The organism is Microbacterium sp. OR16, from assembly GCF_047306725.1.
Classification (GTDB): domain Bacteria; phylum Actinomycetota; class Actinomycetes; order Actinomycetales; family Microbacteriaceae; genus Microbacterium.
In genome coordinates, this window is the sequence record NZ_JAZEXK010000001.1 from 1,371,127 (window position 1) to 1,384,862 (window position 13,736).

14 protein-coding genes, 1 tRNA gene and 1 pseudogene are annotated in these 13,736 nt (G+C 70.4%); 5 read left to right on the top strand and 11 right to left on the bottom strand.

Features of this window, described 5'->3' with window-relative positions; translation table 11 throughout:
• Nucleotides 1-80 precede the first annotated feature (80 nt).
• The 3 genes from V2S05_RS06640 to V2S05_RS06650 all read right to left on the bottom strand — a co-directional run bounded on the left by V2S05_RS06640 (nt 81) and on the right by V2S05_RS06650 (nt 1,993).
• Nucleotides 81-659, bottom strand: coding sequence for a LytR C-terminal domain-containing protein (locus V2S05_RS06640; protein ID WP_413634488.1), 579 nt, complete (start codon nt 657-659; stop codon nt 81-83).
• 74 nt (nt 660-733) lie between these two features.
• Nucleotides 734-991, bottom strand: a complete 258-nt coding sequence (locus V2S05_RS06645; protein ID WP_271637054.1) for a DUF3263 domain-containing protein — start codon at nt 989-991, stop codon at nt 734-736.
• A gap of 9 nt (nt 992-1,000) precedes the next feature.
• On the bottom strand, nt 1,001-1,993 hold the full coding sequence (locus tag V2S05_RS06650) for a DUF2332 family protein (protein WP_413634489.1): 993 nt from the start codon (nt 1,991-1,993) through the stop codon (nt 1,001-1,003).
• An 88-nt stretch (nt 1,994-2,081) separates the two neighbouring features.
• Here V2S05_RS06650 and msrB point away from each other — a divergent pair, with 88 nt between their 5' ends.
• Together msrB and V2S05_RS06660 are read left to right on the top strand one after the other, a co-directional pair.
• A complete protein-coding gene (gene msrB / locus V2S05_RS06655) occupies nt 2,082-2,486 on the top strand; it encodes a peptide-methionine (R)-S-oxide reductase MsrB (RefSeq protein WP_271637052.1) in 405 nt (134 codons plus the stop codon).
• Nucleotides 2,483-3,013: pseudogene (locus V2S05_RS06660) on the top strand (nitroreductase family protein); the annotation flags it as partial. The gene msrB and the pseudogene V2S05_RS06660, both read left to right, overlap by 4 nt.
• A 241-nt stretch (nt 3,014-3,254) precedes the next feature.
• On the opposite strand, the gene V2S05_RS06665 reads toward V2S05_RS06660, so the two are convergent.
• A complete protein-coding gene (locus V2S05_RS06665) occupies nt 3,255-4,199 on the bottom strand; it encodes a DMT family transporter (RefSeq protein WP_413635251.1) in 945 nt (314 codons plus the stop codon).
• Nucleotides 4,200-4,310: 111 nt separating this feature from the next.
• Here V2S05_RS06665 and V2S05_RS06670 point away from each other — a divergent pair, with 111 nt between their 5' ends.
• Nucleotides 4,311-4,964, top strand: a complete 654-nt coding sequence (locus V2S05_RS06670; protein WP_413634490.1) for an SOS response-associated peptidase family protein — start codon at nt 4,311-4,313, stop codon at nt 4,962-4,964.
• 47 nt (nt 4,965-5,011) lie between these two features.
• On the opposite strand, the gene V2S05_RS06675 is transcribed toward V2S05_RS06670, so the two are convergent.
• Together V2S05_RS06675 and V2S05_RS06680 are read right to left on the bottom strand one after the other, a co-directional pair.
• Nucleotides 5,012-5,087: transfer RNA gene (locus V2S05_RS06675), tRNA-Thr, on the bottom strand.
• A gap of 54 nt (nt 5,088-5,141) precedes the next feature.
• A complete protein-coding gene (locus V2S05_RS06680; RefSeq protein WP_413634491.1) occupies nt 5,142-6,101 on the bottom strand; it encodes a DsbA family protein in 960 nt (319 codons plus the stop codon).
• A gap of 232 nt (nt 6,102-6,333) precedes the next feature.
• Between V2S05_RS06680 and V2S05_RS06685 the strand changes: the two genes are divergently transcribed.
• Together V2S05_RS06685 and V2S05_RS06690 are read left to right on the top strand one after the other, a co-directional pair.
• Nucleotides 6,334-7,437 carry an ABC transporter ATP-binding protein gene (locus V2S05_RS06685; protein WP_413634492.1) on the top strand — a complete coding sequence of 368 codons (1,104 nt, stop codon included), beginning with the start codon at nt 6,334-6,336 and terminating at the stop codon, nt 7,435-7,437.
• 65 nt (nt 7,438-7,502) lie between these two features.
• Entirely contained in the window at nt 7,503-8,807 is a 1,305-nt protein-coding gene (locus tag V2S05_RS06690; RefSeq protein WP_413634493.1) for a DUF4032 domain-containing protein, read from the top strand.
• Here the strand turns inward: V2S05_RS06690 and V2S05_RS06695 are convergent.
• The 5 genes from V2S05_RS06695 to V2S05_RS06715 all read right to left on the bottom strand — a co-directional run bounded on the left by V2S05_RS06695 (nt 8,804) and on the right by V2S05_RS06715 (nt 13,713).
• Complete coding sequence (locus V2S05_RS06695) at nt 8,804-9,448, bottom strand: NAD(P)-dependent oxidoreductase (RefSeq protein WP_413634494.1); 645 nt, start codon at nt 9,446-9,448, stop codon at nt 8,804-8,806. The two genes, V2S05_RS06690 and V2S05_RS06695, sit on opposite strands and share 4 nt — an antisense overlap.
• A gap of 59 nt (nt 9,449-9,507) precedes the next feature.
• A complete protein-coding gene (rlmB, locus tag V2S05_RS06700) occupies nt 9,508-10,509 on the bottom strand; it encodes a 23S rRNA (guanosine(2251)-2'-O)-methyltransferase RlmB (protein WP_413634495.1) in 1,002 nt (333 codons plus the stop codon).
• Nucleotides 10,502-11,908 carry a cysteine--tRNA ligase gene (cysS, locus tag V2S05_RS06705; RefSeq protein WP_413634496.1) on the bottom strand — a complete coding sequence of 469 codons (1,407 nt, stop codon included), beginning with the start codon at nt 11,906-11,908 and terminating at the stop codon, nt 10,502-10,504. Before cysS ends, rlmB begins: the two co-directional genes overlap by 8 nt.
• A 51-nt stretch (nt 11,909-11,959) precedes the next feature.
• On the bottom strand, nt 11,960-13,141 hold the full coding sequence (gene ispD, locus V2S05_RS06710; protein ID WP_413634497.1) for a 2-C-methyl-D-erythritol 4-phosphate cytidylyltransferase: 1,182 nt from the start codon (nt 13,139-13,141) through the stop codon (nt 11,960-11,962).
• An 89-nt stretch (nt 13,142-13,230) separates the two neighbouring features.
• Nucleotides 13,231-13,713, bottom strand: a complete 483-nt coding sequence (locus tag V2S05_RS06715) for a CarD family transcriptional regulator (RefSeq protein ID WP_071640539.1) — start codon at nt 13,711-13,713, stop codon at nt 13,231-13,233.
• Nucleotides 13,714-13,736 lie beyond the last annotated feature (23 nt).

Sequence of the window (13,736 nt, forward strand, 5' to 3'; positions counted from 1 at the left end):
CCGACTGTTCGAGTGCTAATAACAGTCTGGCACTCGACCCATGGGAGTGCAAGCCGCGCGTCCGGAAGGACCGCGGGCCGTCAGGGGGCCGGTGCCTCGCTGGCCGGGGCTGACGACGTCGCCTTGTCGACGCCGATCACGACCGTCAGCTGCGGCCTGTCGGAGTCGTTCATCGCGGCGTAGAAATCGCTCTGCTGCACGTCGACGCCCCCGAGGACGTCGGCGAGCCCGAGGGCGGCGCCCTCGTCGGCATCCGCGACGTAGAACACCGTCGTCTTCGAGAACTCCTGCGACGCGCCGTCGCTGCCGAACACGTCGTCGGTCGACCATCCCTCGGCCAGCAGCTTCTCACGCACCTCGGCGACGCGCCCCTTCTCGGTCGTCGCATTGAGGATCAGCACGCGATACGACGTATCGATCTGCGCCACGACGCCGGGCTGCGTCGGCACCGGGCCGGGCTCCTCCCCACCGAACAGCGAGATGCGATCCATCATGACCAGCGACACGAAGATCCCGCCGACGATGAGCACGAGAGCCACCGCCGCCGACCACAGCAGCACGACGAGACCGTTCATCCCGGGCTGCTCGGCGCGGTGCGCACCGACGCGGCCGGTGGCGTGCGGAACGTCGTCGAATCGATCACGGGAGAGCTTCTGCACCCCTCGATGCTAGCGGGCGGCCGCCGTGAGTCCGCACGGAGCGGAGCCGGGCGGATGCTCGCGGTGAGGCGCGCTCAGCCCACGAATCCGCGCATGCGGGCGGTGCGCTGCACCGCCCTGCTGTCGCGCAGACGGCGCAGACGGCGCACCAGCAGCGGATCGAACTCGAGCGCCGCCTCCGTCTCGATCAGGCGGCCGAGCAGCTGGTAGTAGCGGGCCGGACTCATGCCCAGCTGCGCACGGATGGTCTCCTCCTTCATGCCGCCGTGACGCGGCCAGGCCGCCTCGAGCGTCAGGATCGCGCGATCGCGATCGGAGAGTTCACCGAGCATGCGCTCAGGCTACGCGGCATCCGGCCCGATCCCCGCGCGCCACTCCCACCAGCGCCCGAGCGGGTCGGCATCCGCCACGACCCGGCCGTCGACAGCGACCGCGAAGCCGCGGAACGCGCTCGGATCGATGCGCGGGCGCCAGGCGTCGTGCAGCGCCGGCGGGTCGATCGTGATCCAGCGCGCGTCCAGAGCGCGGATGCGGTCGATGAGCTCGGCGCGTCTCGGTCGGGGCAGGTAGACGAGCATGCCGGGGGTGGTGACGACGAGGGTCGCCCCGTCCGGGGCGGCCGCGGCCATGCCCTCCAGCTGCTCGATGGCGTCTCCGGCGCGCAGCAGCGGCGGGTCGGCGGAGGCGACCGCGATCGCGGCGGCGATCCGCTCGGCGCGCTCGTGCTCGCCGGGCCAGATGAGCGACTCGAGCCAGGCCCGGTCGGCTGGCACCCGCACGTCGATCGGATCGAGATCGACACCGGCGCGCCAGATCACCTCCGGCACGTGCAGCTCGGGCAGCTCGCCCGTGACCGCACTGGTCAGCAGCACCGTCGAGGGCCCGTCGTCGGGATCGATGCGTCGCCGCAGGATGCCGTCGTCGCCGTCGATGCGGAACGAGTAGCGATCGGGGTACAGGCACAGACCCGCGGCGGCTCCGAGCTCGAGAAGGGCGATCGGACCCTCGACCAGGCTCAGCGCGGGCAGCAGCGCCGCCAGGCGGAGGGGTTCGTTGATCTGCACCCCGCGCCGCGCGCATTCCGTGACGAGATCATCGGCATGGTCGATCACGAACTGCCGCCACGACCGGTATCCGGCCACCGGCGCGCCGAGCAGGCGGGACACCGCGAACACCAGCGGGGGCTGCCGGTGCTGCGGCATGAGCCGCTCGAGCACGGCCTGCACGCCGGCATCCGTCGCGACACCCGTCGCCCACTCGGTGTACACCTCGCTGCGCCCTGGCGCCTCGTCGAGCGCGAAGCGTTCGTAGCGCTCGGCGACACCATCCGTCATCCCGCCATTGTCCCAGCCGGCGGGTCGGGCACGATGCGGACGCCCCTCGAGCGACCCGAGCGGGGCGTGGAGGCGAGAGAATGGATGCATGGGTTACAGCGTGAACAAGACGGATGCAGAGTGGCGCGCCGAGCTGGGCGCCGACCAGTACGCGGTGCTGCGCACCGCGGCGACGGAGCGCCCCTGGACGGGCGAGCTGCTCGATGAGGAGCGCGCCGGGCTCTACACCTGCGGCGCGTGCGGTGCGGAGCTCTTCCGCAGCGGCACGAAGTTCGATTCGGGATGCGGCTGGCCGAGCTTCTACGAGTCGGTGCGCCCCGAGGCCGTCGAGCTCATCGAGGACACCTCGCTCGGCATGGTCCGCACGGAGGTGCGCTGCGCGGCGTGCGGCTCGCACCTCGGCCACGTCTTCCCCGACGGCTTCGGCACCCCGACCGGCGACCGCTACTGCATGAACTCGGTGGCGCTGTCGTTCACGCCCGACGAGTCGTGAGTGCGCTCGACGCCGTCCGGCGCCGAGCATCCTGGTCGCGCGTGACCGACGACGCGCCGACGCGCGAGCAGCTGCTGCCGCTGGTGGAGGCGGCCGGGCGCGTCGCGGATCACTCGGCGCTGCGACCGTGGCGACTGATCGAGCTGCGCGGCGATGACCGTCTGACGCTGGGAGCCGCGCTGGCTGCGGCAGCCGGGGACGACGCACCCTCGACCAAACCGCTGCGCGCCCCGCTGCTGATCGCCATCGTCGCCTGCTACCGCAGGAGCGACAAGGTGCCGCGCTGGGAGCAGGAGGCGGTCGTCTCCGGCGTCGCGCACACCCTGAGCCTGCTGCTCGATGAGGCGGGCTGGGGCGTCATCTGGCGCACCGGCGGGCTCACCCGCGCGACGGCCGTCGCCGAGGCGCACGGCCTGCGCGACGACGAGGAGCTGCTGGGCTGGCTCTACGTCGGCGGGAAGCCCGAGGGCAAGGACGCCGGCCGTCGCAAGCCGGTGGCTGCCGATGCGCTGCTCACCGCGATGCCCGCAGCGTCGGCGACCGGCGAGGAACTGGGTCGGCGTGGCGAGGCGTCGAAGAAGGGCGAGCCCTCGAAGAAGGACGAGTCCCGGAAGAAGGACGAGTCCCGAAAGAAGGACAAGACCTCGAAGAGGGACAAGACCTCGAAGAAGGACAAGACCTCGAAGAAGGACAAGACCTCGAAGAAGCGCGAGAAGAAGAAGCGCGAGAAGAAGAAGCGCGAGAAGAAGAAGCGCGACGAGCGCTGAGTCAGCGCTGCCGCGGCAGGGCGACGATCACCGAGGCCGCCGCGACGAAGATCATCGCGGCGAGCTGCCACAGGGCAGGACCGCTGTCGACTGGCCAGATGAGATCGATCGTCACCGACGTCGCGAGCTGTCCGAGCACGCTTCCGAGGCCGAGCAGCAGCACACCCGTGTAGGGCACGAGCCAGGCTCCGAGCAGGATGTAGGCGAAGCCGAGGAGGCCGCCCAGGTACAGCCAGGGCTCGGCAGGGAGTGCGCCGGGCATCCCTCTGGTCGCGACGCTGACCGCGGCGCCCGCGAGCAGCACGACGGTGCCGGCGATGAAGCTCATCAGGGTCGCCGTGAGCGGCGATGCGACCCGGCGCGCGAGGCGACCGTTCGCCGCCGCCTGCCACGCGATGCCTGCGCCGGCCGCGAACGGAAGCAGCAGCAGCCACAGGGGCGCGGTCGCGAGCACGTCGCCGCCCAGCGAGATGCCGACGGCGGCGAGGGCGAGGGCACCGCCGATCACCCGCCCCGGAGTGACGGCGACGATGCCGGACGGCCCGACGCCCATGCGGTCCAGCAGCAGGCCGTGCAGCGTCTGGCCCGCGACCACGCCGACGGTGAACAGCGACACCCCGAGGACGCCGGCGACGAGCCCCTGCGTGGTGACGGTGAGGGCGCCGCAGGTGCCGCCGAGAAGCATCCAGAACGGGATGGTGCGGGAGCGGATGCCCGTGAGCAGCCGCCCGAGACCTGCCCGACCGGAGGGCAGGGCGAGGACCACGACGACCAGGAGCACGAGCCCGACGGCGAACGAGATCAGACCGGCGACGATGCCGTCGTCGATGCGGACTCCGAGGACGCCGTTGATCCGGGCCTGCACGGCCGTCATCGCACCGATCGACACAGCACCACCCAGGGCGATCCAGGCGGGCAGAGGGCGAGGGGAGGTCACTCGCTCCAGGGTACCCGCGCGGCGCTCCGCCCCGCGCCGGCGCCGGGCATCCACCCTGCTCGCGTCGGGGCTTCTCCAAGTCGTCACCGCCATGTCGGCCCCCGCGGATAGCCTGTCGGCATGTGCGCGAGCTACGGACTGGATCCCCGCTTCACCGATGCCGAGCTGCTGGCCGAGGCCGACGACGCCGTGCTCGACGGGCTGCGCTCGTGGGCCGAGCGCAATGCGGGTGAGACCCTGCGTCCGACCGGGAAGAACCTGCGCAACCTGAACCCGCTGGTGACGGCAGACGGCGATGCCGCCGCGCTCGAGCCCGCCTGGTGGGGTTTCCTCGTCGACGGTCAGCCGGCGAAGTTCCCGTCGATCAACACCCGATCAGAGCGCCTGCAGGACCGCCCTGGCGCGCTGCGCACGCGCGGCCTGGTGCCAGCGACAGGCTGGTACGAGATGCAGAAGCCCGACCGTGTGTGGCACGAGTTCGGCCTCGCGCGAGGGGTGCTGTTCGGCATGGCCGCGGTCACCCAGCGCGGCCGCACTCCCGACGGCGAGTGGGTCACGTGCTACTCGATCGTGATGCGCCCCGCTCCCCCGCACCTGGCGAACATCCACGACCGGATGCCCGTGCTGATACCCACCGCGTTCGCGCACGACTGGCTGCACGGCGATCCCGGCCGTGAGCTCATCGACGAGGCGCTGCTCGCCGCCGCCGGCCTCGACGAGCGGGTCGCCGCGGTGCCGCGCGACGACGACAAGGGCGCTCAGGCCCTCTTCTGACAGATGAACGAGGCACGCGCCCTTCTCGGGAGCACGTGCCTCGTCTGTGGAGCCGACTACGGGACTCGAACCCGTAACCCCCGTATTACAAGTACGGTGCGCTACCAATTGCGCCAAGTCGGCGGACCGTCATCCAGCATAGCGACGGACATCGGATCCCTCGCACCGACCGCCCGGTCAGGATGCGGGTGTCGACGAGGGCGTGGGCGTCGGGGTGGGCTTCGTCGCGCCGAAGTACTCGTCGCTCGCGATGGTGAGCACGAACTGCGAGAACTCCGCGGGGTCGTTCAGGGCGCCGACGTACGACTTGCCGCCGACGAGGATCAGCGCCTCGTTGTTCAGCTTGAGACCGTCGGTACCCGGCAGCGGACCCTCGAGCGCGCGGTCCGTGGCGTCCTTGGCCCACGCCACGAAGTCCTGCTTCTCGATGCACGAGCGCACCTTCTTGGCATCCGACACCCCGACGGCGACCGCGAGGTCGGCGAGCTCCGCGTCGCTGCGCCCGTCGCTGTCGGGTTGGGGCTGCCCGGCCAGCAGCTCGTGGTTGTAGTCGTAGAAGCTGTTCGGCGCGTACGTGGCGACGCACGCGGCGGCGGCAGCGGCGCGCAGCGAGTACTTCGTGCCGTTGGAGCTGGCGGTGAGCAGCGCGACAGGGTGATACGTCACGGTCACGGCCCCCTCGGAGATCCAGCCGGCGAGCTGGCGCGCGTTAGCGCGCTCGAACTCCGCCGCTCCTGCCGAGAGGTAGTCGACGTAGATGTGGATCTCGGTGGGCTTCGCACTCGTCGAGGCCGAAGGCTCCGGTGTCGGGGTCGCAGCCTCGCCCGCCTCGGAGGCACCCTCCGACGGCGCCGGGGTGGCCGCCGTCGCCGACGGGGCGGCGGTGACCTGGCTCACCGTGACGCCATCGCCCGACATGCCGCTCGGGCTGAGCTGCGGCTTCGAGATCGACGAGCCCACCGCGTAGGCCACGGCAGCGCCGATCGAGCCGACGGCGAGGATGGCTACGAGACCGATGACGAGCCGTCGCACCAGCCGCGCCCGGGACTGCTGGGCGTGCACCAACTGTGCCTTCTCCCGCACCGCTTCACGCGAATGGCGAGCGGCGGGGACGTTCGGCGTTTCGTCGCTCGACATCGTTCCTCTTGAAGATCGGGTGGGCCCTGAGGCATCGGGTGGGACCGGGTGATCCCGCGGCCGCAGAGAGCGCGGCGCCGGGTTCGATGCTAACGAGGCAGTCTGGGAAATACCCAGACGCGCCCGGCCGTGCCATACTGATCCCGACCCGATGGCGGGTCACGGCGGGCGGGGCCCGCCGCTTCCATCACGAAGGATCGTCCGGCACGTACCTGCCGGTGAAGGAGAAACCATGGCCACCGTTACGTTCGACGACGCCACCCGCCTGTACCCCGGCGGCACGCGTCCGGCTGTCGACAAGCTGAACATCGAGATCGCCGATGGCGAGTTCCTCGTTCTCGTCGGCCCGTCCGGCTGCGGAAAGTCCACCTCGCTGCGCATGCTGGCCGGCCTCGAAGAGGTCAACAGCGGCCGCATCCTCATCGGCGACCGCGACGTCACCGACGTGCCGCCGAAGGACCGCGACATCGCGATGGTCTTCCAGAACTACGCGCTCTACCCGCACATGACGGTCGCCGAGAACATGGGCTTCGCCCTCAAGATCGCCGGCGTCGGCAAGGAGGAGCGCGCGAGCCGCGTGCTCGAGGCCGCCAAGCTGCTCGACCTCGAGGAGTACCTCAACCGCAAGCCGAAGGCCCTCTCGGGCGGTCAGCGCCAGCGCGTCGCCATGGGCCGCGCCATCGTGCGTCAGCCCCAGGTCTTCCTCATGGACGAGCCGCTGTCGAACCTCGACGCCAAGCTGCGCGTGCAGACCCGCACGCAGATCGCCTCGCTGCAGCGCCGCCTCGGCGTCACCACCGTCTACGTCACCCACGACCAGACCGAGGCGCTGACGATGGGCGACCGCATCGCGGTGCTCAAGGACGGCATCCTGCAGCAGGTCGGCACCCCGCGCGATCTGTACGAGCGACCCAACAACGTCTTCGTGGCCGGCTTCATCGGTTCGCCGGCGATGAACCTGTTCTCGGCAGACCTCGCCGAGGGCGGCGTGCGCTTCGGCAGCGAGATCGTCCCCCTCGACCGCGACACGGTCGGTCGCGCCAGCGGCAGCCAGGTCACCGTGGGCGTGCGCCCGGAGGACATCACGGTCGGCCCCGCCGACGGCAAGGGTCTCGCGGTCGTCGTCGACCTGGTCGAGGAGCTCGGCGCCGACGGCTACCTCTACGGTCACACCGACATCAACGGCAAGCGCACCGACATCGTCGCCCGCGTCGACGGCCGCAGCCACCCCAACGCCGGCGAGACGGTCACCCTGGCCGCCAACCCCGGACACGTGCACGCCTTCGACCTCGAGTCGGGCGAGCGCCTCAACGACAAGCCGGTCGTCTCGGCCTGACGAATCGAGCACTCGGCGCGGGCGGACCTCATGGTCTCCCGCGCCGCGGTGTTTCCGGAGGAACCATGCAGGAGTCTCTGCGCATCACCGCCAGCTCCATCGACCCGGGTCTGCTGAGCCTGCCCTGGTCGACCCCGCTCGGCAAGTGGCCCTCGGAGCACATCGTGTCGCTGCCGAAGGGCCTGTCGCGCCACCTCGTGCGCTTCGCCGACCTGTCGGGGCGGGTGGTCGCGGTCAAGGAGACCACGGCCGAGATGGCCCAGCGCGAGTACGAGATGCTCGGAAACCTGGGCCGCCTGGACGTGCCCTGCGTCAGCCGGGTCGCGGTGATCGCCGGACGCACGGACGCCGACGGCAAAGCGCTGCAGGCAGCGCTGGTGACTTCGCATCTGCGCTTCTCGATGCCCTATCGCGCGCTGTTCACGCGGGTGCTGCGCCCCGACACGGCGACTCGTCTGGTCGACGCCCTCGCCCTGCTGCTTGTGCGACTGCACAACGTCGGGTTCTACTGGGGCGATGTGTCGCTGTCGAACACCCTGTTCCGGCGCGACGCCGGCGCGTTCGCCGCATATCTGGTGGATGCCGAGACAGGTGAACTGCACGAGGAGGGACTGACCGACGGTCAGCGCGCATACGACCTCGACCTCGCGCGCACGAACATCGCCGGAGAGATCATGGACCTCGCCGCCGGCGGCCGTCTGGAGCGCGGTGTGGATGCTCTCGAGATCGCCGACGGCATCGTCTCGTCGTATCGGTCGCTGTGGGCGGCGCTCACCGACGAGGAGACGTTCTCTACCGGGGAGACCTGGCGCATCACCGAGCGCGTCGAGAAGCTCAATGCACTCGGTTTCGACATCGACGAGATGTCGATGGAGACCACCGCCGACGGCACGACCGTGCGCATCCAGCCGAAGGTTGTCGACGCCGGCCACCACCAGCGGCGGCTGATCCGCCTCACCGGTCTCGACGTGGAGGAGAACCAGGCCCGTCGACTGCTCAACGACCTCGACGAGTTCCGGGTGCGCTCGACCAAGGCATGGACCGAAGAGGAGATGTACGCGCACGAATGGCTGACCCGCGTGTTCGAGCCGGTCGTGCGCGCCATCCCCTACGACCTGCGCGCCAAGCTCGAGCCCGCCGAGGTGTATCACCAGGTGCTCGAGCACCGCTGGTACCTGTCGCAGGCGCAGTCGCGGTCGGTGCCGCTCGCCGAGGTGCTCACGAGCTACATCAACGACGTGCTGCGGCACCGTCGCGACGAGGCGACCATCATGGGACCGCCCACCGAATCGTTGGGCGTTCCGGTCGAGACCGGTTCGGTCGAGGTGTCAGACGACACCGCCGCGATCGACTGGCGCGACCTCGTCTAGTCGCGGTAGCCGACGGTGAAGCGACCGTTGCGGTGCTTCGGCTGCTCGATCTCGTCGATGACGGCGATCGCGAAGTCCGCGCCGGAGATGGTGGAGTTCCCGTCGGCATCCCGAACCAGCACGTCGCCGCCGTCGTGGTACCGGCCGGTGCGCTCGCCCTCGGCCCAGGGCCCGAAGACCTCGGCCGGGTGGATGAAGAACCATTCGAGGCCGTCGGCATCCTGAAGCAGCTCGAGCGAGTCGATGCCCACCTGCGCCTCGTGCTTGTACTCCTCGGGGAAGCCCTGGTCGAACAGGCGCGGTCCGCCCGGGGCGACCAGGCTGCCGCCTGCTCCGCCGACGACGCCGAGGCGGCTCGGGGTGCCGGCGAGCCTCTTGATCAGGCCCCGCAGCGCCCCGATGACCTCGTTCTCCATATCGCCGCGCGGTGAGAGCGCAGAGATGACGGCGTCAGCCCCGTCGAAGACATCGCCGAGGGCGTCGAGGTCGAGCACCGAGCCCTGCACGTACTGCGCGCCGTCGAGCGGGGCGTCCGGCGCCTGACGGGAGATCACCGTCACCTCGTGCCCTCGGCTCACCGCCTCGCGGGCGATGTGCGATCCGGCGTAGCCGGTTCCTCCGATGACGACGATGCGGGACATCCGTGTTCCTTCCGATGCTCGAACGGGTTCACCGACTACAAGTCGCGCGGGTGCGCGTCCTATTCCCCGGCGGCTCGGACGGTCGACACCTGGTACAGCGCGACGGATGCCGCGATGCCGGCGTTCAGCGACTCGGTGGCCGACGAGATCGGAATCGACACGATCTGGTCGCACGTCTCGGTGACCAGGCGCGAGAGGCCCTTGCCCTCGGATCCGACGACGATGACGACGGGACGGTCGGCCAGCTCGAGTGCAGGCAGCGCCACGTCTCCCCCGCCGTCGAGGCCGAGCACGAACACGCCCTGCTTCTTGAACTCCTTCAGCAGCGTGGTGAGGTTGGCCGCGAGCGCGACGGGCAGGCGGGCCGCGGCGCCCGCGCTGGTCTTCCACGCGGCGGAGTTCACGCTCGCGGAGCGGCGCTGCGGAAGAATGATGCCGTGCCCGCCGAAGGCTGCCGTCGATCGGATGATGGCGCCGAGGTTGCGCGGGTCTGTGATGCCGTCGAGGGCGACGAACAGAGGCGTCTCGCCACGGTCGATGACCTGCTCGAGCAGGTCCTGCGGGTGCGCGTACTCGTACGGCGGCACCTTCAGCGCGACGCCCTGGTGCACGCCGTCGAAGCCGGCCATGCGGTCGAGCTCCTGACGGGTCACCTCGAGCACGGGGATCTCCCGGTGCCGCGCGATCGCGAGCATCTCCTTGACGCGGTCGTCCATCTCGACGCGCTGTGCGATGTAGAAGGTCGTCGCGGGGATCTTGGTGCGCAGCGCCTCGAGCACCGAGTTGCGCCCGGTGACGGTCTCGGTGTCGTCGGATGCCTTGCTGCGGGCCTGACGGTTCATGTCGCGACCCTGCGGCTTCTGACCGACGCGTCCCTTGCCGCCGGCCGCCGCGAACCGCTCCTGTGCTGCCTTGCGCTTGCCGGCGACGTGCCAGCTGCGGTCCTCGGCCTTCGGCGTGGGGCCGCGACCTTCGAGCGCCTTGCGGCCGAGGCCGCCGGTGCCCTTGGAAGCACCCTTCTTCTTGCTGTTGCCCGCTCCGGGGCGGCCAGGCTTAGCCATCGATACTCCAATGCGTTCCGTCCGGAGTGTCCTCCAGAGTGATTCCTGCCGCGCCGATCGCGTCTCGGATTCGATCGGCCGCGGCCCAGTCCTTGTCTGCGCGCGCCTGCGCACGCTGTGTGATCATCGTCTGCACGAGCGCGTCGAGGGCGGATGCCTCGGCCGCGTCGGTCACGTCGCCGCGCCACTCCGGCGCGAGCGGATCGATCCCGAGGATGCCCGCCATGTCGCGCACCTGCAGCGCCGCGAGCTGCGCGTCGGCGCTGCGCCCGGCGTCGAGCATGCTGTTTCCTGCCCGCACCGTCTCGTGCAGCACCGCGAGCGCCTGCGGAACGCCGAGGTCGTCGTCCATCGCAGCCGCGAACGCGGCCGGCAGATCCGCCGCCGACGAGAACTCGGCCGGAAGGCGCCCGGCGCGCTCGAGGAACGATCGGATGCGCCCGAGGGCGGCCTCGGCTTCAGCGAACGACGACTCGGTCAGATCCAGGCTCGAACGATAGTGCGCGGCGGCGAGCGCGTAGCGCACCACGAGCGGGTGATGAGCTGCGAGCACGTCGGCCGCGAGGGTGAAGTTGCCCAGTGACTTCGACATCTTCTGCCCGCCCACGGTGACGAGGCCGTTGTGCACCCAGTACCGCGCGAACGCGTCGCCGGCGGCGGTCGACTGCGCGAGCTCGTTCTCGTGATGCGGGAAGCGCAGGTCCAGTCCCCCGCCATGGATGTCGAACTCCGCGCCGAGGTAGCGCCTCGACATCGCCGAGCACTCGATGTGCCAGCCGGGCCGGCCTGGGCCCCACGGCGAATCCCATACGGCATCCGGCTGCTCGTCGCTCTTCGCGCCCTTCCAGAGCGCGAAGTCCTGCGGGTTCCGCTTGCCTCGAGGGTCGGCGTCCGCGGCCGCCTCCATCGCGTCCACCGACTGATGCGTGAGCGAGCCGTATTGCGGCCACGAGCGCACGTCGAAGTACACGTCGCCCGAGCCGTCGGCGGCGGCATAGGCGTGGCCGCGATCGATGAGGGTCGCGATCAGGTCGTGCATCTGCGGGATGAACCCGGTCGCCCGCGGCTCGTAGGTCGGTGCCAGGATGCCGACAGCGGCGTACGCCTGCGAGAACTCCTGCTCCATGCGGTATGCGAGCGCCCACCACGGCTCGGTCCCGGTCGCGTTGGCGAGCACCTTGTCTTCGATGTCGGTCACGTTGCGCACGAAGGTCACCCGCCCGTAGCGGCGTGCGAGCCAGCGACGCAGCAGGTCGAAGCTCAGCGCGGCGCGCACGTGCCCGATGTGCGGACCGGACTGCACGGTGGGTCCGCAGACGTACATCGTCACGTTCGAGGCATCGAGCGGGGCGAAGTCGCGCAGCTGCTGCGCGCGAGTGTCGTACAGGCGGATCGTCACTGCACAAGACTACCGGGGCGGGGCACGGACTGCCTGGGCGTGGTCTTCCGGTCAGCTCCGGTGGATGAGCGCCACCGCGGTGACGGCGATCCCCTCGCCGCGACCGGGGAACCCCAGCCCGTCGGTGGTGGTCGCCGAGACGGTGACGACGGCGCCGCCGAGCGCGGTCGAGAGCACCTCCTCGGCCTCGGCGCGGCGTGCGCTGAAGCGCGGCCGGTTGCCCTGGAACTGCACCGACACGTTGCCGATGGCGAAGCCCGCTTCGGCGAGCATGGCAGCGGTGCGCGCGAGGAAGACATCTGCGTGCGCTCCCGCGTACTCGGGGTGCGCGGTGCCGAAGTGCTGCCCGATGTCGCCGAGCCCCGCGGCGCCGAGCAGGGCGTCGACCATCGCATGCGCCACGGCGTCACCGTCCGAATGGCCCGACAGCGCAGGCTCACCCGGCCATTCGAGCCCGGCCAGCCACAGGCTGCCCTCTCCGCCGAACGCGTGCACGTCCGTGCCGACGCCGATGCGCGGCGCGCATGAGCCGCCAGGACGGGCACCGAGCAGCAGCTGCGCCCGCTCGAGATCATCGGGGGTCGTGATCTTGAAGGCGCGTTCGGATCCGGGGATGCGACGCACGGCGCCCCCGGCGGCGGCGAACAGCGCCGCATCGTCGGTGTGCTCATCGCCCGCGGCCTGTGCCGCGGCGTATGCGTCCTGCAGGGCTGCTCGCGGGAATCCCTGGGGCGTCTGCGCGGCCGCGAGCACCGAGCGGTCGACCGGCCCGGCGATATCGTCGCCTTCGACCCTCTTGAGCGTGTCGACGACGGCGAGCGCGGGGATCACGCCCGCATCGGTCACCGAATCCGCCACCGCGTCGATCTGCGAGGCCGGGGTGAGAGCGCGCGCCGCGTCGTGCACGAGCACGATGCGCACGTCGTCGTGCAGGGCATCCAGCCCCGCAGCGACCGACTGCTGACGGGTCGTTCCCCCGGTCACGACGCTCGCCAGGTGGCGGCGTTCCCCTGCTGACGCCGCGACCTCGGCGTCCACCTGCTCTTCCCGCCCGGGGGGCGCCACCACGACGACCTGCATCGGCGCGGCGGCGAACACGCCATCCAGCGCGTGACGCAGCACGGTGCGGCCGTCGACGTCGACGAGCGCCTTCGGCGCTCCGGCGCCGAGCCTCGTTCCGGAGCCGGCGGCGACGACGATGATCGCTGTGGTGGGAGTCGGGTGCGCAGTCACCTTCTCACGCTATCGCGCGTCGCGGAATGCGAAGAGGGCGGATGCCGCAGCATCCGCCCTCTTCGCAATTCCCGTCGCCGACGCGCTCGTCAGGAGGCGAGCACCTCGTCGAGCAAAGCGCCGGCCTTGTCCTCGTCGATCTTCTCGGCCAGAGCGAGCTCCGACACGAGGATCTGGCGGGCCTTGGCGAGCATGCGCTTCTCGCCCGCGGAGAGACCGCGGTCCTGATCGCGGCGCCACAGGTCGCGCACGACCTCGCTCACCTTGATCACGTCACCAGAGGCGAGCTTCTCCAGGTTCGCCTTGTAGCGGCGCGACCAGTTGGTGGGCTCTTCCGTGAACGGGGCGCGCAGCACCTCGAAGACGTTCTCGAGACCCTCCTTGCCGATCACGTCGCGGACGCCGACCAGGTCGACATTCTCGGCGGGAACCTCGATGATGAGATCGCCCTGCGTGACGTTGAGCTTCAGGTACTTCTTGGTCTCCCCCTTGATCACGCGGTCCTTGACCTCGATGATCGTCGCGGCTCCGTGGTGCGGATAGACGACGGTTTCGCCAACCTCAAAAAGCATAAAAACGTGTCCTTTCGGCAATC